The organism is Streptomyces sp. HUAS CB01 (assembly GCF_030406905.1).
GTDB classification, from domain to species: Bacteria; Actinomycetota; Actinomycetes; order Streptomycetales; family Streptomycetaceae; genus Streptomyces; species Streptomyces chengbuensis.
The window spans coordinates 5,054,012-5,076,817 of the sequence record NZ_CP129137.1 but is presented as its reverse complement, the minus strand read 5'-3'; the positions used below and the strand labels follow the sequence as shown (position 1 = coordinate 5,076,817).

Genomic DNA, 22,806 nt, shown 5'->3' with positions numbered 1-22,806 from the left:
TGCGGGAAGCGGCGTTCCCCGGCCGTCCCAGCGAGCGTGGGCAATTCGGCCTCAGATGGGACACGTCACGTGCCAAGTCGGCCGGAAGGCCCGCCCGGTTGCGGCAACCGCGTCATGGTGGCACACATCACAGCCAGCACGGTCCCCCCGAGCAGGAAGACGATCTCGCCGAGGCCGCCCGCGAAGACACCGTCGCCTTCCGGCCGTCCCGCGCTGAGCAACAGCACGGCGGCGACCCAGCCCGCGGCGGGCGCGACGACACCGAGCTGGGTGCCGGTGGCGCGCAGTCCGCCGTAGAAGAGCGCCGCCGCGCCGAGGAGCGCGAGGAGCAACCCGAGCGGGAACCACGCGGCTTGGACCAGCGAACCGGCGGCGCCGACGGCGACGCCGAGGACGGCGAGGCCGATGTACGCGGCGACGCGCGCCGCCTTGGGGGGCCTGGCCGGCCAGGCTCCGGTCCCGCTCATCGCTCTGTCTCCCGTGTCGTCGTGAGGGCCGGGCCGCCCGTTGCGGCGCCGGTGTCCGTGTCCGCCCCGGTGCCGGCGAAGAGGTCGCGTTCGCGCTCCCCGTCGGGTGCGCCCGGGGTTCCCTGCACCAACTGGTAGTACTCCGTGGTGAACAGGGGCTGGCCGAGGTCGTTGGAGAGCGCGAAGAAGGGCCCGTCGACGGCGATCTGCGTGGCATGGGCACGCATCGCGGCGGCCTTCTGCGCGGCGTAGCCGGTGCCGTCGATCTCGGTGGTCACGCCCGCGTCGTCGACCACGCCCGGGATGTCGTCGATGTCGGCGACGCCCGGGAACTCCACGTCCGCGGCGCGCAGCCGGGCGAAGCCCTCCTCGGCCGCCGAGCGCGGCACCCGGTTCCAGTAGATCTTGGCGATGCGGTGCGGCGCTCCGAGGTCGCCGCGGAAGGCCGGGTCGGCGGCCAGCTCCGCCGCACGCATCGCGACGCGGTGCGCCTGGATGTGGTCGGGGTGCCCGTAGCCGCCCTGCGGGTCGTACGTGACCAGCACCTGCGGCCGTACGCCGCGGATCACCTCGACGAGATACGGCGCGGCCTCGTCCACCGGTGTGCCCCAGAACGCGCCGGGGCGGCGGTTCTGCGGGACCCCCATCATCCCGGAGTCGCGGAAGCGTCCGGCACCGCCGAGGAAGCGGTGGTCGTGGACGCCCAGCTCCTTCATCGCGGCGGCCAGTTCGCCGGACCGGTGCGCGCCGAGGGTGCCGTCCGCGTCCGCGGCGAGATGCGCGAGCCCGGGCGGGATCACCTCGCCCTCCTCACCGAGGGTGCAGGTGACCAGGGTGACCAGGGCACCTTCCGCGGCGTACCGGGCCATGGTGGCGCCATTGTTGATCGACTCGTCGTCGGGGTGCGCGTGCACCAGGAGCAGACGACGGGCTGGGAGATCCGTCATGGCTCCCAGCCTACGAGGCCGCCGCCTAGAACTTGAGCCCGCCGATCATGCCCGCCACGTTGGTGGTCAGTTCGTTGATGGTGGGCGCGATCGAGGAGCTGGCGAGGTAGAACCCGAGGAGCATGCAAACCGCCGCGTGTCCGGCCTTCAGTCCGGATTTCCGGACCAGCAGGAAGACGACGATCGCCAGCAGCACCACCGCCGAAATCGAGAGTGCCACGGCGGTTCACCTCCACAGATATTCGGTCGGGAACGGGCAGCATGCATGTGCCGGAAGGTTCCTACCCACCTAGCGCTACGGATCATAACTATCCGTTCGGCCGCATCGATCGGTGCACGGCAGCACACGGGGGCGCACGGCCACCGCCGCCGTGAGCACGCGACGGGAAACGGCGGACCGGCTCGGCTAGGTTCGGTCGCATGACCTCGAAGCGGCAGCTCTCCTTCCCTCGTCAGTACGCCAGGACGCAGCGCTTCACCCTCGGTGCACCCCGGGCGTTCACGGTGGCACCGGACGGTTCCCGGGTGGTGTTCCTGAGGTCCCCTTCGGGGACGGACCGCTCCCACCTGCTCTGGGTGCTGGACCTCGAGGGGGAGGTGCGCGAGCGGGTGGCGGCCGATCCCGGGGTGCTGCTGGGCGGCGCGGACGAGGAGTTGTCGGCGGAGGAGCGCTCCCGGCGGGAGCGCAGCCGCGAGGGCTCCGGAGGCATCGTCGCCTACGCGGTGGACCGCGAGGCGGAGTTGGCGGCTTTCACCCTGTCCGGCCGCCTGTTCACGGCGGAGCTGCGGGCCGGCACGGCACGTGAACTGCCCGTCGCCGGGCCGGTGATCGACCCCCGGCCGTCGCCGGACGGGCGCTTGGTTGCCTACGCGGCGGGCGGCGCGCTGCGCGTCGTGGGGGCGGAGGGGGACGGGGACCGGGCGCTCGCCGAACCGGACGACGAGCACACGTCCTACGGGGTGGCGGAGTTCATCGCGGCCGAAGAGATGGGCCGTTCCCGCGGCTTCTGGTGGTCGCCGGACTCGGACCGATTGCTGGTGGCGCGGGTGGACGACTCCCCCGTGCGGCGCTGGTGGATCGCGGACCCGGCACATCCGGACCGCGAGCCGGCGGGGACGGCGTACCCCTCGGCGGGGACGCCGAACGCCGTGGTGGGGCTGCTGCTCATGGACCTCGACGGCTCGCGCACCGAGGTGGTGTGGGACCGGGAGCGGTACCCGTACCTGGCGAGGGTGCACTGGTCGCCGTCCGGCCCGCCGCTGATGCTCGTGCAGACCCGCGACCAGCGCTCGGCGCTGTGTCTCGCCGTGGACCCGGAGAGCGGTGCCACGCGCACGGTGCACGCCGACGAGGACCCGGCGTGGGTCGAGTTGGCGGGCGGGGTGCCCGCGTGGGCGCCGGACGGGCGGCTGGTGCGGATCGCGGACGAGGGCGGGGCCCGGGTGCTGGTGGTGGGCGACCGGCCGCTGACGGGGCCGCAGTTGCACGTACGGGCGGTGCTGGACGTGGGCGCGTCCGACGTGCTGGTCTCCGCGTCCGCCGGGGAGCGTGCGGCGGAGCCGGAGACCGGCGAGATCCATGTCCTCCGGGTCGACGAGCGGGGGGTCGAGCGGGTCTCGGAGGGCGCGGGGGTGCACGGGGCGGTGCGCTCGGGGGCGGTCACGGTGCTCGCCTCGGCGCGGCCGGGAGTGGCGACCGGCACGGTGGTCCAGGTGCTGAGGGAGGGCAAACCGCTCACCACGATCACCTCATACGCGGAGAAACCGGTCATTTCCTCCCGCGCACAGTTCCTTGAGGGGGGCGCACGGAGAATTCCGTGCGCCGTGCTGCTTCCGCATGACCACCGAGAGTCGGACGGTCCGCTCCCGGTTCTACTGGATCCCTACGCCGGGCCGCACGGACAGCGGGTGGTCGCCGCGCACCATCCGCACCTCACCTCCCAGTGGTTCGCGGACCAGGGCTTCGCCGTGGTCGTCGCGGACGGCCGCGGCTCCCCCGGCCGCTCCCCCGGCTGGGAGAAGGCCATCAAGGGCGACCTGCTGGTCACCCTGGAGGACCAGATCGAGGCGCTGCACGCACTCGCCGGCCGGTTCCCGCTGGACCTCGGCCGCGTGGCCGTCCGGGGCTGGTCCTACGGCGGCTATCTCGCGGCGCTCGCGGTGCTGCGCCGGCCGGACGTCTTCCACGCGGCGGTCGCGGGTGCGCCGGTCACCGACTGGCGGCTGTACGACACCCACTACACGGAGCGCTATCTCGGCCTCCCGGAGGAGCAGCCCGAGCGGTACACGGCGAACTCCCTGGTGTCCGAGGACGGTCTGACCGATCCGGCAGATCCGGCACGGCCGTTGATGATCATCCATGGCATGGTGGACGACAATGTGGTGGTGGCACACAGCCTGCGGCTGTCCTCGGCACTGCTCGCGGCGGGGCGCCCCCATGAACTCCTTCCGTTGACCGGTGTCACACACATGACGCCCCAGGAGCAGGTCGCGGAGAACCTGCTGCTGCTCCAGGTGGAGTTCCTGAAGCGCAGCCTGGGGGTCGTCTGACGGGGCGGGCCCTCTGCCCCGGAAGCGGGGTCGCTCCACTCCCCGCCACGGCGCGGCCCGTCACGCTACGGCGTGGCCGAGTCGTGGTGACGGCTCCCGCGGTACGCGGCCGTCCCACAACGAGCGCAGCTTCTTCGCCGTTCCGGTCCGGCCGGGGTGGACGGCGTACGGTCCCGTCCCGGGCCGCGCCGGCCCTCCGCGCGTACGTCGACCCGCCCACGGGCCCCGCCCGGCCGCCGCGTCAACGCGTCGACGCGCCCGCGTCGCTCCGGAACGTCGGACGGGCGACGCCCGGTTCACCAGCCCGGCGGCGGGGACGAGGGCGGCGGTGGCCCGGGGTCGGCGCCGGCGGGCCGCCCGGGGTCGCGCCCCCGGTCCTGATGCCCGGGGCGGACGCTCTCCGCGGCCGTCGGCACCGCGAGGGCGGACCCGCGCGCCAGTACGGCGAACGTGACCACGCCCGCGGCGAGTTCGCCCACCCAGCTCCCGACGGTGAGCCGGTCCACGGTGGGCAGCGTGCCGAAGTGACCGAGCAGGTCCAGGCGCGCCGCCAGGGCGATGCCCGAGACACCGCTCGCCGTCAGCAGCCCTGCCGCTGCCAGGCCGAGCGGCCGGGCGAAGGACGCCCGGAGAAGCGCACCGCCCGCGGCGGTGAGCGAGATCGCCACGACGGCCGTGTTGAGCCAGCCCGGTGGGGTGCCGAGCAGCGGCAGCAGCAGGTTGGCCCGGCCGGTGAAGCGACCCGCGTAGGAGCTCGCGGGGAGTTGCGCCGTCCAGTACAGCTCCCAGGCCGCCCGGACCGCAGCGGCGGCGGCGAGCAGGACGAAGACGGTGAGCGGGGCTCCCCGTGACGGGTGCGGCGCCCCGGGCGCCCAGGGACCGGCGCCGTGCGGGGGCTCCTGCGACGACGCACCGTACGCGGCCTGCCCCTGCGACGACGCGCCGTACGCGGTCGCGCGCAACGGGGCGTCCGCGGGCCGCCGCCCGGCCACCACCGTGATGATCAGCCCCACCGCGACGGCGAGGGACGCGAAGACGGACACGAGCGCCCGGCCGCGGAGTTCGCCGGTGGCCCTGAGGTCCATCCAGTGCGCGCTGAGCAGCCACAGTCCCGGCAGCCGCACGGCGAACGTGACGACGGCGGCGGCGACCAGCGCCCCGGCGGCGGCCCGGGAGCGCAGGGCGGCAAGGCCCGCCACCGCACAGCCGAGGAGCAGCAGCGGGTCGTGGAGGGTGGTGGTGAGCTGCCGGGCGGAGAGCAGCGTCCGGCCGTCCCCGGCCCAGAACCACCAGAGGGCGGAGAGGCCGTCGGCCGTACGGAGGTCCCGGACGATCCAGGAGGCGGCGAGTGCCGCCAGTACGGCGCACAGCACCGCGCCCGTCGCCCCGGCTCCCCGCGTCAGCGTCACGGGTGCGATGTTCCACGGCTCCCGTCGGGGGGACAAGGGCCCGCCCACGGACCGGAACGGCGCACCCGGCCGTCCGGGGCCGGGGTCCCGGACCCACCGGCGGATCCGCGGCAGCACGCACCGGCCGTCCCGTTTCGGACGCACCGGGTTCCCCTCGCCCGGACCACGACCGGCCCGTGACCCGGGACGCCCGGCCGATCCGGGCGGCGACGGATCATCCGCAGTCCCGGACCCACGACGACCCGGGGCGGCACGCACGACCGGCCGGGGCGGCATGTGCGCCCCGGCCGGTCCACGGCACCCGCACGGCCGTACGCAGTTCAGGATGGCGCGTCCGTATATCGGTGCGACTTCGGCCAAGTTGCCTGGGCGTTAACGAAATTGACGGCCACTTATCGCGTTTTGGCGCTCTCCGGCCGCCAGTACCCGAGCGCGCTCACGCGGTCCTTGGGCAGACCGAGTTCCTTGCGTGCGTATGCGGTGAGGGTCCGGGTCGTCGCCGTGTCGCAGGCGATCCAGACGAAGGCGTCCGACCGGTCCTCGCCGAGCAGTCCGGGCAGCGCGGCCCGCACCTCCGCCACGAGCCCCGCCCCGCCGTCCTGCCGCTGCACCCGCAGCACGTCGTGGTGGGAGGCGCCGGCCCGGAGGGGCAGATCGGCGTCCGACGCGTGCTGGGTCTCGAACCATATGGTGGCGGGCACCTCGGGCATGGCGTCGAGGAGGGAGTTGACGGCGGGCAGTGAGGCCGCGTCGCCGACCACGAACAGCCGCGGGGGCAGCGGGTCGGGCACGGTGAACCCGGTGCCCTGAAGCGTGGCGTCGATCCGGTCGCCCGGCTTGGCGCTGCGCGCCCACTCGCTGGCGCGGCCGTCGTGCAGCGCGAACTCCATGCTGAACGTGCCCTTGGCCGGATCGGGGTCGACGAGGGTGTAGGCGCGCTGGTGCGGCTTGCCCGCGTCGTCGAACCAGAGGCGCACCCACATGGTGGGGTGCACTCCCGTGGCGGCGAGCATGCCGCCGTCGGTCAGGTGCACCCGGCGGTAGTGGTCGGTGACCTGCTCCGCCCCCGTCACCGTGAACTCGAAGTCCTTGCCCCGGAACAGCTTGAGGACCACGCCCTCCCAGCCATGCCCCACCGCTGCCTCCTCCCCATGCGCCCATTAAGGTTAGGTCAGCCTAACCTAAAGGTTGTGCAGTAGGAGAGTGGGGACAGTGTGACGACCGAGGTCTACCGGGATGCCTGGGGCATCCCGCATCTGCGCGCATCGAGCGCCCTGGAACTGGCCCGCGCCCAGGGGCGGAACGCCGCCACCGACCGGGCCTGGCAGATCGAGGTCGAACGGCACCGGGTGCGGGGCACGACGGCCGCCTTCCTGGGCCCGGACGCCGTCGTCTGGGACCGGTTCGCCCGGCAGTCCCGGCTCGAGGACACGGCCCGGCGCTGCCACGCGGCCCTGGACGCGGACACGGCGGCCTGGGTGGGCGCCTATGTGGAGGGGGTCAACGACGGCCTCGCCGAAGGGGCCGGGAACGCACCCGAGTTCGCCGCCACCAACCTGGAACCCGGCCGCTGGGAGCCCTGGGTACCCCTCGGCATCTGGATCGCCACCCACATCCTGTTCGCCGGCTTCCCGACCAAGCTGTGGCGGGAGGAGGTGGCACGCCGGCTCGGCGACGACCTGATCACGCTGTTCGCCACGGACGGTCCCGGCACCTCGGGCAGCAACGGCTGGCTCGTCACCGGCGGCCGCACGGAGACCGGAGCGCCGCTGATCGCCGGCGACCCGCACCGTTTCATCGAGGACCCGGGCGTCTACCAGCAGATCCACCTGGTGTGCCCGGACGTCGACGTCGTCGGCCTCGCCGTGCCCGGCGTCCCCGGCATCGCCCACTTCGGCCACACCGGTTCCGTGGCCTGGGCCATCACCAACGCCATGTCCGACTACCAGGACCTGTACCGCGAGCGCCTCCGGCGCACCGGTGACGGGATCGAGGCGGAGGGTCCCGACGGCTGGGGCCCGGCCGCCCACCACCGGGAGACGATCGAGGTGGCGGGCGGCGAGCCCGTGGTCGTCGACGTGATCGAGACCGGGCGCGGACCGCTCGTCGCCGGGGACGCCCCGGCGGCGGACGGGGACGGCGCGGTGTCGGAGGGCATCAGCCTGCGCTACCCGCCCCGGGTCACGGCGGCCCTCGGATTCGAGGCGATCCCGGCACTCCTGCGGGCCCGGACCGTCGGCGACGTCGACCGGGCCCTGGACGACTGGGCCGAGCCGGTCAACGTCGTGCACGCCGCGGACACCGAGGGCGGACTGCTGCACCGGGTCGCCGGGCGCGTACCGGTACGGCACGAGGACAACCGGCTGCGGGTCGTGCCCGCGTGGGAGGACGGCCACGACTGGCAGGGCTGGCACGAGACGCCCCGCGCCGAGGTCGAGGACGTCGCCGTGATGGCGAACGCCCGCGGAATCGCCACACCCCTGGGAGTCGAGTTCGCGCCCCCGCACCGGGCCGACCGGATCGCCGCGCTGCTGCGGGAGTCGAGGAACTGGACGGCCCCCGGGATGGCGGCCGTCCACACCGACACCTGGCTCGCGTCGGCCGCACCCCTGCTGGAGCTGGTGGCCGCGCTGGACGAGGACCGGCTGTCGCCCGGCGCTTCGGCGCTGCGGGCCCGGCTGCTCGACTGGGACCGCAGGATGGAGGCCGGCAGCACCGACGCCGCGCTGTTCGCCGCCGTCCGCTCGGCCGTGGTGCGGCGGCTCGCAGACCACCCCGAACTGGAGCCGCTGAGCGGCCCGTTCGGTCACCCCGCGGTGTTCCTGCCCTGGCTGTACCTGCCGGCGAAGATCGGGTACGCGCTGGAGACCCTGCTCACGACCGACCGGCTGCCCGGGATCGACCGCGCGGCACTCGTCCGCGACGCCGTCGACGAGGTCGCCGCGGCCGGCGGGACGGAGACCACGTGGGGCGAGCGGCACCGGCTCGCGCCCTGGCAGGCTCTGCCCGCTCCCGACGAGGAGTGGCCCGGACTGCCAGGGGACCACGACTGCGTGCTGGCCACCTCCAGCGTCCCCGGCGTCACCGACCTGAGCGCGCGCGGTCCCTCCGCCCGCTACGTGTGGGACCTCGCCCGGCGCGAGGACAGCCTCTGGGTGGTCCCGCTGGGCGCCCGGGGCATCCCCGGCGACGCCCACCACCGCGACCAGCTGCCGCTGTGGCTGCGCGGTGGATTCGTCCCCGTCGTCACCGACTTCGACCAGCTCACCCCCGAGCACCGCACCGAGGAGAGACATGACCACTGAGGCCTCCGCCGGACCGGCCGGAGCCGAGGCGCTGTACCGGGAGACCGTCGAGGGACTGGGCACCGTGCACGTGCGGCGCCTCGACCCCGCACGGGACGCGGACGTCGTCCACTCCTGGGTCAGCGAGGACCGGGCCCGCTTCTGGGGCATGGGCGAGACGAGCCGCGAGGAGGTGCGGGGGATCTACGAGCACCTGGACTCGCTCACCACGCACCACGCCTTCCTGATCGTCCTCGGCGACGAGCCCGTGATGCTCTTCCAGACCTACGAGCCGGAAGCCGACCGGGTCAGCGAGTGCTACGAGGTCGAACCCGGCGACATCGGCGTCCACCTGATGATGGGTCCCGCCAAGGGGAGCCCGCGCGCCGGCTTCACCGCCGCCATGCTGAGGGTGCTCGTCGGCCATGTCCTGGCCGACGACGGAGTGCGGCGGATCGTCGCCGAGCCGGACGTCCGCAACGCCAAGGCGATCGACCGGCTGCGGCGCACCGGATTCGAGCTGGGCCCGGAGATCGTGCTGCCGGAGATCGACCTGCCCGAGGTGTTCCTCCCGGAGAAGAGGGCGCGGCTGGCCATCCTGAGCCGTGAGACGGCCGAGACCCTGAGGTAGGTCCCGTCGTGGCCCCGCCCCGGACCCTTCCGGGGGCGGGGCCCGTCAGTCCTCCGCGGGCCGGCCGCCGGCCGGAACCACGCGCTTCTCCTCGGCGAAGTGGCACGCGGAGTCGTGCCGGGCGGGCCCGCGCACGTCCCTGAACCGCTCCGGCACCGCCAGCTCCGGCTCCTCCCGCGCGCACCGCTCCTGCGCCTTCCAGCAGCGCGTACGGAAACGGCAGCCGGACGGGACGTTCGTCGGCGAGGGCACGTCCCCGGAGAGGATGATCCGCCCGCCGTTCCCGCCCTCGGCCGCGCGCCGCTCCCGGACCGCGGGGTCGGGCACGGGCACCGCGGACAACAGGGCCTGGGTGTACGGATGGGTGGGGTGGTCGTAGATCTCGGCGTCCCTCCCGGTCTCCACGACGCGACCCAGGTACATCACCGCGACCCGGTCCGAGATGTGCCGGACGATCGACAGGTCGTGGGCGATGAAGACGTAGCTCAGGCTGAACTCGCCCTGCAGCCGCTCCAGCAGATTGACGACCTGCGCCTGGACGGACACGTCGAGGGCCGACACGGGTTCGTCGGCCACGATGATCTCCGGCCGGAGCGCCAGGCCCCGCGCGATGCCGATGCGCTGGCGCTGGCCCCCGGAGAACTGGTGCGGATAGCGGTTGACGTACCCGGGATCGAGCCCGACGACGTCCAGCAGTTCCCGGACCCGGCGGCGCCGGTCGCCCTTCGGCGCCACCTCCGGATGGATCTCGTACGGCTCCCCGACGATGTCGCCGACGGTCATCCGGGGGTTCAGCGAGGTGTAGGGGTCCTGGAACACCATCTGGATGTTGCGGCGCACGGCCTTCAGGGCCCGGGCCGAGAGCCGGGTGATGTCCTCCCCCCTGTAGCGGATCACGCCGCGTGTCGGCCGCTCCAGGTTGACCAGCAGCTTCGCGAGGGTGGACTTCCCGCAGCCGGACTCGCCCACCACGCCGAGGGTCTCGCCGGCGAACAGGTCGAGGTCGACTCCGTCGACCGCCCTGACCGCCCCCACCTGCTTCCTGATGACCACGCCCCGGGTGAGCGGATAGTGCTTGTACAGGCCGCGCACCTCGAGGATCGGCTCGTCCGGCCGGTTCGGCTCAGCCACGAAGGCACTCCCTCCAGAAGAAGCAGGCGCTCCCGCGGTCACGGTTCACCTCGGACAGCTCCGGCTCGTCGGTCCGGCACACGTCACGGGCCATCGGGCAGCGCGGGTGGAAGGCGCAACCGGGCGGGACGTCCATCAGGTTCGGCGGCAGTCCCCTGATGGCGTACAGCTCCCGGCCCTTGCGGTCCAGGCGGGGGATCGAGTCGAGCAGACCGCGGGTGTACGGATGCGCCGGGGCCTTGTAGAGGTCGTGGACCGGGGCGGTCTCGACGATCCGGCCCGCGTACATCACGGCGATCCGGTCGGCCACGTCCGCGACGACGCCGAGGTCGTGGGTGATGAGCACGAGGCCCATGCCGAGTTCGCGGCGGAGCTCGGCGAGGAGGTCCATCACCTGTGCCTGGACCGTCACGTCCAGGGCGGTCGTGGGTTCGTCGGCGATGATCAGGTCCGGCTCCAGGGCGAGCGCCATCGCGATCATGATGCGCTGGCGCATCCCCCCGCTGAACTGGTGCGGGTACTGGCCCACGCGCTCCGCGGCGGCCGGGATGCGGACCCGGTCCATCAGTTCGACGGCCTTCGCCCGGGCGTCCCTCCGCGACATGCCCCGGTGCACGGTGAACATCTCGCCGAGCTGGTCGCCGACGGTCAGCACCGGGTTCAGCGAGGACAGTGCGTCCTGGAAGATCATGGCCATTCCGGCACCGCGGATCCTGCGGCGTTCGTCCTCCTTGAGCTTCAGCAGGTCCCGTCCCCGGAAGAGGATCTCCCCGCCGGTGATCCGGCCGGGCGGGGTGTCGATGATGCCCATCACGGCCTGGGCGGTGACGGACTTCCCGGACCCGGACTCGCCGAGCACGGCGAGGGTCTCGCCCGCGGCGACGGACCAGGAGACGCCGTCGACGGCCCTCGCGACCCCGTCGCGAGTGCGGAACTCCACGTGGAGGTCCCGCACTTCGAGCAGCGCGCCGGGCACCGCGGGCGGCACACCTGGCGCGTGCGCCGGTGTGCCGGGGCTGTCGGACGGGGTGTCGGGGCTCATTCCGGTGCTCCTCAGCGCAGCTTGGGGTCGAGGGCGTCGCGCACCGCGTCGCCGAGCATGATGAACGCGAGCACGGTCACGGCGAGCGCGCCGGCCGGCCAGAGCAGCATGTGCGGGGCGTTGCGGATGTACGGCGACGCGGCGGAGATGTCGATCCCCCAGGACACCGTGGGCGGCCGCAGCCCGACACCGAGGTACGACAGGGTGGCCTCCAGCGAGATGTACGTCCCGAGCGCGATGGTGGCGACGACGATCACGGGCGCGACGGCGTTCGGCATGACGTGCTTCAGCAGCAGCCGCGCCGACGAGGCACCGAGGGCCCGGGCGGCCTGCACGTAGTCGTTCTGCTTGACGGTGATCACCGAGCCGCGGGCGATGCGGGAGATCTGCGGCCAGCCGAGGAGCACCATGAAGCCGATCACCGGCCAGACGGTGTTGCTGGTGACGACGGACAGCAGCACCAGTCCGCCGAGGACGACCGGGATGGCGAAGAAGACGTCGGTGAGCCGGGACAGCAGCGCGTCCGGCGCCCGGCCGAAGAACCCGGCGAGCCCGCCGAGGACGGAACCGAGGAGGGCCACGCCGAGCGTGGCGCAGACGCCGACGGTCACCGAGGTGCGGGCGCCGTAGACGGTCCGGGTGTAGACGTCGCAGCCCTGGCCGTCGAAGCCGAAGGGATGGCCGGGCTGGGACCCCTGCTGGGCCTTGGCGAGGTCGCAGTCGAGGGGGTTGCCGGACGCGATCAGCTGCGGCCAGATCGAGATGACCACCAGGAACACGATGACGAGTGCCGCGACGACGAAGACCGGGTTGCGGCGCAGGTCGTGCCAGGCGTCCGACCACAGGCTGCGCGGTCTGCCGGCGGGGCCGGGTGCCGGCGGACCGGTGGGCGCCTTCTCCAGGGTCTCGCCCTCGGCGGTGGCGAGGTCCATCGCGCCGCCGCCACCGGTCGGTGCGATGGCCCGTCCGTCGTCGTACTGGGCCTCAGGCATAGCGGATCCTCGGGTCGAGTACGGCGTAGAGCAGGTCGACGAGCAGGTTGACCAGCAGGAACACCAGCACCAGCACGGTCACGAAGCCGACGACGGTCTGGGTGTTCTGGCGGAGGATGCCCTGGTAGAGCTGGTAGCCGACGCCGTGGATGTTGAAGATCCGCTCGGTGACGATGGCCCCTCCCATCAGGGCGCCGATGTCGGCTCCGATGAAGGTGACCACGGGGATCAGTGAGTTGCGCAGCAGGTGGTGGGTCATGACGCGGCGGCGGGGCAGGCCCTTGGCGATGGCCGTGCGCACGTAGTCGGCGCGCCGGTTCTCGGCGATGGAGGTCCTGGTGAGCCGGGTGACGTAGGCGAGCGAGACGGCGGCGAGGACGAGTCCGGGCACGATCAGCTCGCCGAGCGGGGCCTCGGAGGACACCGACGGACGGATCCAGCCCCACTCCACGCCGAGCAGCAGTTGCAGCAGCAGTCCGGTGACGAAGGTCGGGACGGCGATCACGACCAGGGTGACCAGCAGGACGCCGGTGTCGACGGGGCGGCCGCGGCGCAGCCCGGTGACCACGCCGAGGCCGATGCCGACGACGACCTCGAAGAGGATCGCCACCAGGGTGAGCCGGATGGTGACCGGGAAGGCGTCGGCCATCAGCTCGGTGACCGGCTGTCCGTTGAAGGCGGTGCCGAAGTCCCCGGTGAAGACGTTGCCCATGTAGGTCAGGTACTGCTGCCACACGGGCTTGTCGAGGCCGAACTCCTTGCGCAGCTGGGCCGCCGTGGCCGGGTCGCACTCCCGCTCGCCGCAGAGCCCGGCGACGGGGTCGCCCATCACGTTGACCATCAGGAAGATCAGCAGTGTGGCTCCGACGAACACCGGGATCATCTGGAGCAGACGCCGGATCACATAACGTCCCATGAGGCGCTCCTCGGGGCCGGGGCGGATGCGTCAGTCGACGGTGATCTCTTCGTAGACGGGGACGCTGAACTGGTTCAGGGAGACGTGGGAGAGCCGCTCGGAGTAGCCGGCGCTGCCGTTCTGGTACCAGAGCGGGATGGCGGCCATCTGGTCCCGTACGACGCCCTCCGCCTGCTTGAAGATGTCGATCGCCCTGGCGGGGTCGGTCTCCGCGTTGGCCTGGTCGACGAGCCTGTCGAACTCCTCGTTGCTCCATTTGCCGTCGTTGGAGGAGGCGTTGGTGTAGTAGAGCGGCTGGAGGAAGTTCTGGATGAGCGGGTAGTCCATCTGCCAGCCCGCCCGGAAGGGGCCGCTCATCTTCGACCCCGTGATCTGGTTGCGGTAGTCGGCGAAGGTACCGACGGGATTGCCGACACAGGCCCGGTTGTTGCCGAGCGCGTTGTTGATGGAGTTGCACACGGCGTCGACCCACTCCTTGTGGGAGCCGGTGTCGGCGTTGTACGTGATCTTCACCTGGCCGCCCGGGATGCCGCCGCCCTCGGCGACCAGCTTCCTCGCCTCGGCCGGGTCGTAGGTGCACGAGCCGCCGCACAGCGCCTCGTCGTAGCCGCCGTCGGGGCCGAGGACCGGGGAGGTCCAGTCCTTGGCGGGGGTACGGGTCCGCTGGAAGATCGTGTCGGTGATCTGCTGCCGGTTGATCGCCATGGACAGGCCCCGGCGGACCTTCTCCTGGCCGGGCTTGTTCCAGTCCGGGTCGTAGTAGGGGAAGGCGAGGGTCTGGATGATGCCGGCCGGGGTGTTGATGTACCGGTCGCCGAGGTCGGCCTCGACGTTCCTGAGCTGGGACGCCGGCACGTCGTCGACCAGGTCGAGGTTGCCCGCGGTCAGGTCGGTGTAGGCGGTGTTGCTGTCGGTGTAGACCTTCAGGTCGACGCCGCCGTTGCGCGCCTTGTCGTCACCCGGATAGCCGTCCCAGCGGCGCAGGGACATCTGGGAGCCCCTGGTGTAGGAGTCGACGGCGTACGGGCCGTTGCCGATCGGGCGGGCCAGCCATGCCTCGTGGTCGCTGAAGAAGCTGCCGGGCAGCGGCGCGAACGCGGCGTACCCGAGGGTCTCGGGCCAGGTGGAGAACTTCTGGGTGAGCTTGACGGTGAAGGTCCGGTCGCCCGTCACCTTCAGACCCGACATGGTCTGCGCGGTGGGCTGCCCGGAGGCGGGATGGACCTGGTCGTACCCCTCGATGTAGCCGAAGAAGTAGGCGTTGCGCTGGTTGTTCCTCAGATGTGCGCCGTAGTTCCAGGCGTCGACGAAGGACTTCGCGGTCACCGGCTCGCCGTTGGAGAAGGTCCAGCCGCTCTTGACCGTGACGGTGAAGTTGACGGAGTCGGTCGTGTCGATCCGCTCGGCGAGCATGTCCTCGGCCTCGCCGGTCTTCGGGTCGTAGCGCTTCAGACCCCGGAAGATCATGTCGAGGACCTTGCCGCCCTGGACCTCGTTGGTGTTCGCCGGCTCCAGGGGGTTCTGGGGGTCCCCCCAGGACGACGACACGATCCCGTCGGGCCCGCCGGCCGGGGCTCCGCCGCCGCCGCACGCGCCGACCGCGAGAACGACGGCGACCGCACAGGCGGCCCGGGTGACGTGAGCGGCTCCGCGCATGGAGTGCCTCCTCGGCGACCGGGACCTTTGTGGGGCCACTATCGCCCGAGGCGGGGACCGGTGCACTTGTACGACACCCGGGAGGACATTGGTTGGCCCGAATGGGCGAGCGACGAGTCCGCCGGCCCAATCCGGAATCCCGCCTTCAACTGTCGAGGCATTCAACTCCCTTTGATTTCCGTGGAGTTGGCTCAAGCCTTCCTCAAATCACTTCCCCCTCCCCCGTCACTGGTCCAGATTTGTCGGCGACCGGTCAAACCAACTCGGTGAGACCAAGAACGAGGGGAAAAATCTGCCATGAGGCGTGCACTCAGCACGGCACTCGCCGCTGTCGTCATCAGCGGTGGCACGATCGTCGCGGCGAGCCCCGCGCAGGCGGGGGCGCAGGGCTGCGACCAGAACGGCACCTACATCGCCATCATCAACAAGAAGACGGTGTGGAAGGCGACCAACGTCCACAGCGACTGGGCCCGGCCTGGCGTCACCATCAGCTACGCGAAGAACAAGACCGGCTCGTGGACCGCCACCGGCACCGCGACCGTCGGCGCCGAGGCCGGAGTGATCTTCGCCAAGGCGAGCACCTCGTTCAGCGTCGCCGTCGGCAAGACCTGGACCAAGTCCGACACCTGGACCTATTCCGCGACGGTCCAGCGGAAGGCCGGCAAGACCAAGGGCCGGCTGATGATGTTCCACGAGGCGAAGAGCTTCACGGCGCACAAGTACCGCGTCTACACGGGTGCGGGCGGCGTCTGCAAGACCTCCACGATCTACAAGAAGCCCGGCGTCGCCCCGGTGAAGCGGAACAACAATGTGTGGGGTATCCAGTACTCCTGACGAGCGGTGCTGGCCGACTGCGGAACCCGCCGCCGCCAGGGCGTCCGCAATCCCGGAAACGGACGTCGGCAACCGCTGAAAGGAAATGCCCCGGCCGCCCTGAGGGCGACCGGGGCATTTCCCGTTCCGGTCCTGCGCGTGCCGGACCGTCAGTCGTCGGAGCCGTGCTCCTCCTCCAGCGCCGCGAGCGCCGGGTCCATCACGACGTCCTCGGTACGGGCCTCGGTCGAGGGGTCCTCCGGGAAGTGACAGGCCGTCAGGTGACCCTCGCGGTTCCCGGAGATCTGCACCAGCGGCGGCTCCTCGGTCGCGCACTTGTCCTGCGCCTTCCAGCAGCGGGTGCGGAAGCGGCAGCCGGACGGCGGGTTCACCGGAGAGGGGACGTCGCCGGCGAGGCGGATCCGCTCCTTCTTGCCGGTGTCCACGTCGGCCTCGGGCACCGCCGAGAGCAGGGCGTGCGTGTACGGGTGACGGGGCCGGTTGTACAGCGAGTCGCGGTCCGCGACCTCCATCACCTTGCCCAGGTACATCACGGCCACGCGCTGCGAGAAGTGCCGGACGACCGCGAGGTCGTGGGCGATGAAGAGGAAGGCGATGCCCAACTCGTCCTGGACCTTCTGCAGCAGGTTCACGACCTGCGCCTGGATCGACACGTCGAGCGCGGAGACCGGCTCGTCGGCGACGATCAGCTTCGGCTCCAGCGCGAGGGCCCGGGCCACACCGATGCGCTGCCGCTGACCGCCGGAGAACTCGTGCGGGAAGCGGTTGTAGTGCTCGGGGTTGAGACCCACGGTCTCCAGCAGCTCCCGCACCCGCTTCTCACGGCCGCCGGGCGGGTTGATGCCGTTGACCTCCATCGGGCTCTTGATGATCGTGCCGACGGTCTGCCGCGGGTTCAGCGACGAGTACGGGTCCTGGAAGATCATCTGGATCTCGGACCGGACCGGCGCGAGCTGCCTGCGGTTCGCACGGGTGATGTCCCGTCCGGCGTAGGTGATCTTTCCGCTGGTCGGCTCCATCAGCCGGGTGATCAGACGACCCGTGGTGGACTTGCCGCAGCCCGACTCGCCGACGAGGCCGAGGGACTCACCGGCGTGCACGGTCAGGTCGACCCCGTCCACCGCCTTGACCGCACCCACCTGGCGCTTGAAGGGGAAGCCGCCGTAGATGGGGAAGTGCTTCGTCAGGCCCTCGACGGTGAGCAACGGCTCACCGGCGGGCTTGTCCGTGGATCCCTGCTGCTTCGGCAGAGTGACGTTCTCGCTCATGTCTCTGCGTCTCCCTAGCCCAGCCGGGGCTTGATCTGATCGATGAAAATGGTCTGCTTCTGCTCCCCCGTGAGGTGGCACGCGGCCGAGCGCCCCGCGCCCAGCAACGGCCGCTCGCCCGAACACGACGCGCCGCTGACCTTGTCGGTGAAGGCGCACCGCGGGTGGAAGGGGCAGCCGGTCGGCGGGTTCAGCAGCGAGGGCGGCGAACCCGGGATCGGCACGAGCGACTCGCCGGTGTCCCCGCCCAGACGCGGCATGGAGCTCAGCAGACCCCAGGTGTACGGGTGCTGGGGCGCCTGGAGCACCTCGCGGACGCTGCCGCGCTCCACCGCCCGTCCCGCGTACATCACGAGCAGATCGTCGGCCATGTTGGCGATGACGCCCAGGTCGTGGGTGATGAAGATGATCGCCGACCCGAACTCCTGCTGGAGGTCCTTGAGCAGGTCGAGGATCTGGGCCTGCACGGTCACGTCGAGCGCCGTGGTGGGCTCGTCCGCGATCAGCAGGTCCGGGTCGCACATCAGCGCCATGGCGATCATGGCGCGCTGGCGCATACCGCCGGAGAACTGGTGCGGGTAGTCGTTGAAGCGGAGGGCGGGCTGGGGGATGCCGACCTTGTCGAGCATCTCGATGGCCCGGGCCTTCGCCTCCTTCTTGGAGGCCCCGCGGTGCTTCATGAACGGCTCGGAGAGCTGCCGGCCCACGGTGTAGTACGGCGACAGCGCGGTGAGCGGGTCCTGGAAGATCATCGCGACCTTGTTGCCGCGAAGCTTCTCCAGCTCCTTCTCGGACGCGCCGGTCAGCTCCTGGCCGTCCAGGACGATCTCGCCGTCGATGTCGGTGGTCTTGCGGTTGTGCAGTCCGAGGACGGTCAGGTTCGTCACGGACTTGCCGGAGCCCGACTCGCCCACGATGCCGAGGGTCTTGCCCCGCTCGACGTCGAACGAGAGCCCGTCCACCGCCTTGACGATGCCGTCCTCGGTGGAGAACCGCACCCGCAGGTCGCGGACCGAGAGGAAGGCCTCCGGCCCGGTCGGGGCCGGTGTGTCTTCGGTCTTGGTCATTGTGGTCACGGTCGTTCTCCTAGGCGAGGCGCACGCGCGGGTCGATGTAGGCGTAGGCGAGGTCCACGAGGATGTTCAGGAGCAGGATGAAGAAGGCTCCGAACAGCATCACGCCCATGGTCAGCGGGAGGTCCTTGGTCAGCGAGGACTCCACCGCGAGACGGCCGATGCCCGCCAGGTCGAAGGTGAACTCGGTGACCACGGCGCCGGCGAGGAGACCGCTGAGGTCCATGCCGAGGATGGTGACGATGGGGGTGAGGGAACCGCGCCAGGCGTACCGGAAGAAGACGTACCGCTGACGCATGCCCTTGGCCCGGGCGGTACGGACGTGCTCCTCCTGAAGCTGCTCGATCATGGTGGAGCGCGCCATACGCGTGTACTGCGCGGTGAAGATCGTGGCCATGACGGCCCAGGGGATCAGCAGGCCCACGACCCAGCCCGCCGGATCGTCCGTGAACGGAACGTACTTGGGGCTCTCCAGCCAGCCGGTGCTGTACACGAAGATGCCAAGAACGATCGGCCCCAGGAAGTAGATCTGGAACGAGCTGAGCACCATGGAGGCGCCGCTGACGGCCTTGTCGAGCGAGGTGCCGCGCTTCCAGGCGGCCAGCAGACCCGAGCCGAGGCCCAGGACGAGGAAGATCACCAGACCGCCGACGGTCAGCGAAAGGGTGAGCGGGAAGCGGTCCAGGATGGAGTCCCACACGAACTCGCCGGTGGTGAAGGACACCCCGAGGCAGGGAGCGTCGCAGTGACCGACGGGGAAGTCCCGGCCGGCAACGATTCCGACCATGAAGTCCCAGAACTGCGTCCAGATCGGCTTGTCGAGGCCGAGGTTCTCGCGGATGACCGCGAGGTTCTCCGGGCTGCAGTTCTTGCCGCAGGAGAGCGCGGCGAAGTCCTGGGGGATTGTGTAGAACAGGAAGAACGTGAACGCGCCGATCAGGAACATGATCACGACGGCGCCGGTCAGCCTGCGGATGAGGAACTGAAGCATGGCGGGAAGCTGCTCTCTTCGGAAGCGGCGGGGCGGTGAGGGGTTGATGTCCCGTGGGGGTGCGCTCCGCCTGGCGCGCACCCCCACGGGTCAGCCGTGAGCCGGTGTTACGGCTGCTTCAGGTACAGGTCGTTGATGTCGATGTAGCTCGACTCGGTGCTGTACTTGGCGCCGCCGATGTTCGAACCGAACAGCTGGATCACCTTGGAGTAGTAGACCGGGGCGGCCGGGTTGATCTCCTCCACGATGCGGTGGTGAGCCTCTTCCCACTTCTTGGCCGCAGCCTGCGGCTCGAGCTTCAGCGCCTCCTCGATGAGGGAGTTGACCTTGGCGTCGTTGATGTGGGAGTAGTTCGAGGCACCGTCGGAGATCAGCTTGCCGTCGTAGACCGGGGTGACGACCGTGGACGGGGAGGACCAGTCCTGGCCCCAGCCGGTCATGTACAGGTCGTACGGGTTCTTGATCTTGCCGATGGTCTCGTAGTACGCGGCCCGGTCGATCTCCTTGGCCTGGACGTCGAAGCCGATCTTGGCCAGGGCGTCCTTGATGATGACCTGCTGCTTCTGGCCACGCGGGGTGTTGGAGTAGGCGTAGGTGAGCTTCGTGCCCTCCTTGACACCCGCCTCCTTCAGCAGCTCCTTGGCCTTCTCGATGTCACCGTTGGGCTTCTTCAGCTTGCCGAACGGGTCGTAGCTCTTGTCGAAGCCCGGCAGGGTCGGGGCGAACAGACCACCGGCGACCTCACCGCCGTACTTGCCACCGTCGGCCTGGACCATGGCCGCGCTCGGGATCGCGTACGTGATCGCGTCGCGGACCTTCTTGTCCTTGATGCGGTCGAGGTTGAAGGTCAGCTGCCACACGTAGGGCTGGTAGCCCTTGATCGTGCGGGCGTTCACCTTCGAGTTGGTGATGACGGCCTGCATCTGGTCCGTGTCGACCTGGTCCGAGAACTGGATCGCGTTCTTGGCCTCGCCCTGGTCGGCGATCAGACGCTTGGTCTGGTTGACCGGGTCGATGGTGGTGGTGAAGTTGTAGCCGTCCACGTACTGGTGGCGCACGGCGTCCGTCTTCGGGTCCCAGTTGGTGTTCTTCACCAGCTTGAGGGACTTGCCGGCCTTGTACTCGGCGATCTTGTACGGACCGAGGGCCTTGGGGCCCTTGTCGTACTTCTCCTTCGTGTCCGCCTTCTGCGGAACGATGGCGTAACCGGCCATGGCGAGGGCCTGCGGCAGGTCCGGGCGCGGCTGGTTGAAGTTGAAGACGACCGTCTTGGCGTCCGGGGTCGCGAGGACCGTGTCGGGCAGGTGCTTGCCCTTGTACGGGCCGTCCGGCAGCGCCTTGCGGTAGTCGTTGCCCGAGAGCCACGACTGGACGAACGTCGGGCCGTCGAAGATGTGCTTCGCGTACAGGCGCTCGATCGAGTGGCGGACGTCGGCGGACGTGATGGCGTTGCCGTCCTCGTCCTTGATGCCGTCCTTCAGGGTGAAGGTCCAGGTCTTGCCGCCGTTGGAGGACTTGCCGGAGTCGGTGGCGATGTCACCGACGACGGTCAGGTTGCCCTGCTCGTCCTCCTGGTAGTTGGTCAGGCCGCGGTGGATCAGGTTGGCGAACTGACCCGCGTCGCTGACGTAGATCTGACCCGGGTCCATGTGGGTCATGTCCGACTGGGCGTAGACGTTGATGGTGCCGCCGGGCTTGGCGCCCGGGACATCGGCAGCGGGGCCGTTGGAGGCGGCAGCGTCACCGTAGGCAACCGGCTTCGACTGGGCCGAGGCGTCCGCCTGGGACTTCGACTCGTCCTTGGCGTTCTTGCCGCTGTTGCCGGAGCACGCGGTCAGCGCCAGCGAGCCGGCCGCCATCGCGACGACTACAGCGCGTGCGGAGCGCGATCGAATGGCATTCATGATGCTCGTTGCACCTACCTGTCGGTTGTTATCCAGAAGAGCTGCCTGGCCGTCCGGTTGCCCGGCGCGAGGGCGGCAGCTGCCCTCGCACGTGGACGTCACCGTCCGGTCTTGGGGTCGAACGCGTCCCGGACCGAGTCACCGAGGAGGTTGAAGGCCAGGACGAAAATCACCATCGCGACACCGGGGAAGAACATGAAGGCCGGGTCCTGCTCGTAGAGCTTGGCGCCGATGGCGAACATGCGGCCCCAGTCGGGGGTGGGCTCGACGAAGCCGACACCCACGTACGAGAGGAATGCGATGTTGAGGATGGCGCTGGGCAGCATGTACGTGCCCTGCACCAGGATGGGAGTGACGATGTTCGGCAGGATCTCCTTGAAGACGATCCGCGACCGAGGGGCTCCGGAGACCTTCGCCGCCTCGACGAACTCCCGCTCGCGCAGGGAGAGTACCGAGCTGCGCACCAGACGGGCCATGCCCATCCAGCCGAGGAACCACGACACCAGGATGATCGCGACCGCCCGGAGGTAGGTCGGCGTCTCGTCCGTCGGGGAGACGAACAGCGCGGTCACGATCGGCATGAAGGCGATGAAGAACAGCTGGTTCGGGAAGGACAGGAAGAAGTCCGTGATCCGGCCCAGCCAGTAGTCGACCTTGCCGCCGAAGTAGCCGCCGATCATTCCGACGATGACGCCCGTCACCACACAGAGGAACGTGAGGATCAGCGCCATGAACAGCGACGTGCGCATGCCGTAGATCAGCATGGTGAACACGTCGCGGCCCAGGTTGGGCTCGACACCGAACCAGAAGTCGCCCGAGACGCCGCCGAACGGACCGTTGGGCATCGCGAAGTCGTCGAGCAGGAACGGGTAGTCCGGCTCCTGTGCGTACAGCGTGTAAGGGTTCTTGCCGTACACGGCCGAGATCACCGGTGCCAGCGCGGCGACGGCGAAGAAGAAGATCACCACACAGGCGGAGATCACACCCGTGCGGTCGCGCTTGAAGCGCGCCCACATCAGCTGGCCGGGCGACCGGCCGGTGAGTTCCTTCTTGTCCTTGTCCTTGTCCGCGCTGTCGTTCCCAGCAACGGTCTCCTTGTCCAAGGCGACAGAGGCGGTCTCGCCCTCGATCTCAATTGGACTGGTCATGATGGTGTCCATTCACGGGTGTCGGGTGACCCGCGGTCCTGCGCGCGTAGATGACCGGGCGTGTGGCCCGTTCCGGCGTGCTGCGTGACGGTCTCGCCGATGCCTTGCCCGTCACCTGAAGACGGGCACGGCAGTGACACCGCGCCACCGCACGGGTACTCCCGTGGGCGGGGCGACTGGAAAGAGCGTCAGTTGGGGTGGATCCCCCCAAGGAACGCGAGCCGAGCGGTTGACCGGGTCTCAGATTCGCCGGCCGCTGCCGGCGACCGGACCGGATGACGTGCGCTGCAAACCGGTCGTCCGAGCCATCTTCGACGACCCGAGCCCACTGGTGCTCGTGGCACCGCGCATGGGTTCCTCCTCATGAGTCCACGTATTCACTGCAAGGGTGGGCACATGACAACGCCGACACCCCTGACGGCGAGATCCGTGCCCCGTGTGCTCGTGAGTCGGCGCTCCCCACAGCGCGTGACCCGTTGACCCGAGCTCAGTGAAGCCAACTATTAGGTAAGTTCGGGCTGTAAACCACACTTAAAGCATCTCGTTTTGGCAACATCACTCCG

19 protein-coding genes are annotated in these 22,806 nt (G+C 70.3%); 4 read left to right on the top strand and 15 right to left on the bottom strand.

Going from position 1 to position 22,806, the window contains the following annotated elements:
- Window positions 1-65: 65 nt before the first annotated feature.
- The 3 genes from QRN89_RS22555 to QRN89_RS22545 are packed head-to-tail and all read right to left on the bottom strand — an operon-like array spanning window position 66 to window position 1,634.
- The gene (locus tag QRN89_RS22555) at window positions 66-467 is read right to left on the bottom strand and encodes a DUF6113 family protein (RefSeq protein ID WP_290351198.1); all 402 of its coding nucleotides are present in this window, start codon (window positions 465-467) and stop codon (window positions 66-68) included.
- Window positions 464-1,414 (bottom strand): N-acetyl-1-D-myo-inositol-2-amino-2-deoxy-alpha-D-glucopyranoside deacetylase, encoded by a 951-nt coding sequence (gene mshB, locus QRN89_RS22550; RefSeq protein ID WP_290351197.1) that lies wholly within the window; start codon window positions 1,412-1,414, stop codon window positions 464-466. The genes QRN89_RS22555 and mshB overlap by 4 nt, the downstream gene beginning before the upstream one ends.
- A 25-nt stretch (window positions 1,415-1,439) precedes the next feature.
- The gene (locus tag QRN89_RS22545; protein WP_017947212.1) at window positions 1,440-1,634 is read right to left on the bottom strand and encodes a hypothetical protein; all 195 of its coding nucleotides are present in this window, start codon (window positions 1,632-1,634) and stop codon (window positions 1,440-1,442) included.
- Window positions 1,635-1,834: 200 nt separating this feature from the next.
- Here QRN89_RS22545 and QRN89_RS22540 point away from each other — a divergent pair, with 200 nt between their 5' ends.
- Window positions 1,835-3,964 carry a S9 family peptidase gene (locus QRN89_RS22540; RefSeq protein WP_290351196.1) on the top strand — a complete coding sequence of 710 codons (2,130 nt, stop codon included), beginning with the start codon at window positions 1,835-1,837 and terminating at the stop codon, window positions 3,962-3,964.
- Window positions 3,965-4,260: 296 nt separating this feature from the next.
- Here QRN89_RS22540 and QRN89_RS22535 read toward each other — a convergent pair whose 3' ends face one another.
- Both QRN89_RS22535 and QRN89_RS22530 read right to left on the bottom strand, forming a co-directional pair.
- Entirely contained in the window at window positions 4,261-5,373 is a 1,113-nt protein-coding gene (locus tag QRN89_RS22535; protein WP_290351195.1) for a hypothetical protein, read from the bottom strand.
- Window positions 5,374-5,765: 392 nt separating this feature from the next.
- Window positions 5,766-6,509 (bottom strand): siderophore-interacting protein, encoded by a 744-nt coding sequence (locus QRN89_RS22530; RefSeq protein ID WP_290351194.1) that lies wholly within the window; start codon window positions 6,507-6,509, stop codon window positions 5,766-5,768.
- Between the two features lie 78 nt (window positions 6,510-6,587).
- Here QRN89_RS22530 and QRN89_RS22525 point away from each other — a divergent pair, with 78 nt between their 5' ends.
- Together QRN89_RS22525 and QRN89_RS22520 are read left to right on the top strand one after the other, a co-directional pair.
- Entirely contained in the window at window positions 6,588-8,678 is a 2,091-nt protein-coding gene (locus tag QRN89_RS22525) for a penicillin acylase family protein (protein ID WP_290351193.1), read from the top strand.
- Complete coding sequence (locus QRN89_RS22520; RefSeq protein ID WP_290351192.1) at window positions 8,668-9,288, top strand: GNAT family N-acetyltransferase; 621 nt, start codon at window positions 8,668-8,670, stop codon at window positions 9,286-9,288. Before QRN89_RS22525 ends, QRN89_RS22520 begins: the two co-directional genes overlap by 11 nt.
- Window positions 9,289-9,333: 45 nt before the next feature.
- Here the strand turns inward: QRN89_RS22520 and QRN89_RS22515 are convergent, their stop codons facing one another.
- Genes QRN89_RS22515 through QRN89_RS22495 form a run of 5 tightly spaced genes read right to left on the bottom strand, consistent with a single transcriptional unit; the run spans window position 9,334 to window position 15,025 of the window.
- Complete coding sequence (locus tag QRN89_RS22515) at window positions 9,334-10,419, bottom strand: ABC transporter ATP-binding protein (protein WP_290351191.1); 1,086 nt, start codon at window positions 10,417-10,419, stop codon at window positions 9,334-9,336.
- Window positions 10,412-11,461 carry an ABC transporter ATP-binding protein gene (locus QRN89_RS22510; protein ID WP_290351190.1) on the bottom strand — a complete coding sequence of 350 codons (1,050 nt, stop codon included), beginning with the start codon at window positions 11,459-11,461 and terminating at the stop codon, window positions 10,412-10,414. The genes QRN89_RS22515 and QRN89_RS22510 overlap by 8 nt, the downstream gene beginning before the upstream one ends.
- 11 nt (window positions 11,462-11,472) lie before the next feature.
- Entirely contained in the window at window positions 11,473-12,453 is a 981-nt protein-coding gene (locus tag QRN89_RS22505) for an ABC transporter permease (protein WP_290351189.1), read from the bottom strand.
- Entirely contained in the window at window positions 12,446-13,369 is a 924-nt protein-coding gene (locus QRN89_RS22500) for an ABC transporter permease (protein ID WP_290351188.1), read from the bottom strand. Before QRN89_RS22500 ends, QRN89_RS22505 begins: the two co-directional genes overlap by 8 nt.
- A gap of 30 nt (window positions 13,370-13,399) precedes the next feature.
- Window positions 13,400-15,025 (bottom strand): peptide ABC transporter substrate-binding protein, encoded by a 1,626-nt coding sequence (locus QRN89_RS22495; RefSeq protein ID WP_290351187.1) that lies wholly within the window; start codon window positions 15,023-15,025, stop codon window positions 13,400-13,402.
- Window positions 15,026-15,322: 297 nt separating this feature from the next.
- Here QRN89_RS22495 and QRN89_RS22490 point away from each other — a divergent pair, with 297 nt between their 5' ends.
- Entirely contained in the window at window positions 15,323-15,859 is a 537-nt protein-coding gene (locus QRN89_RS22490; RefSeq protein ID WP_290351186.1) for a hypothetical protein, read from the top strand.
- A gap of 149 nt (window positions 15,860-16,008) precedes the next feature.
- Here QRN89_RS22490 and QRN89_RS22485 read toward each other — a convergent pair whose 3' ends face one another.
- From QRN89_RS22485 to QRN89_RS22465, 5 genes are all read right to left on the bottom strand, one after another.
- Window positions 16,009-17,127, bottom strand: coding sequence for an ABC transporter ATP-binding protein (locus tag QRN89_RS22485; protein ID WP_290351185.1), 1,119 nt, complete (start codon window positions 17,125-17,127; stop codon window positions 16,009-16,011).
- 14 nt (window positions 17,128-17,141) lie between these two features.
- Window positions 17,142-18,203 (bottom strand): ABC transporter ATP-binding protein, encoded by a 1,062-nt coding sequence (locus tag QRN89_RS22480; RefSeq protein ID WP_290351184.1) that lies wholly within the window; start codon window positions 18,201-18,203, stop codon window positions 17,142-17,144.
- Between the two features lie 10 nt (window positions 18,204-18,213).
- On the bottom strand, window positions 18,214-19,191 hold the full coding sequence (locus QRN89_RS22475) for an ABC transporter permease (RefSeq protein WP_290351183.1): 978 nt from the start codon (window positions 19,189-19,191) through the stop codon (window positions 18,214-18,216).
- A gap of 107 nt (window positions 19,192-19,298) precedes the next feature.
- Window positions 19,299-21,095 carry an ABC transporter substrate-binding protein gene (locus QRN89_RS22470; protein WP_290351182.1) on the bottom strand — a complete coding sequence of 599 codons (1,797 nt, stop codon included), beginning with the start codon at window positions 21,093-21,095 and terminating at the stop codon, window positions 19,299-19,301.
- Window positions 21,096-21,193: 98 nt separating this feature from the next.
- Window positions 21,194-22,243, bottom strand: a complete 1,050-nt coding sequence (locus tag QRN89_RS22465; RefSeq protein ID WP_290351181.1) for an ABC transporter permease — start codon at window positions 22,241-22,243, stop codon at window positions 21,194-21,196.
- Window positions 22,244-22,806 lie beyond the last annotated feature (563 nt).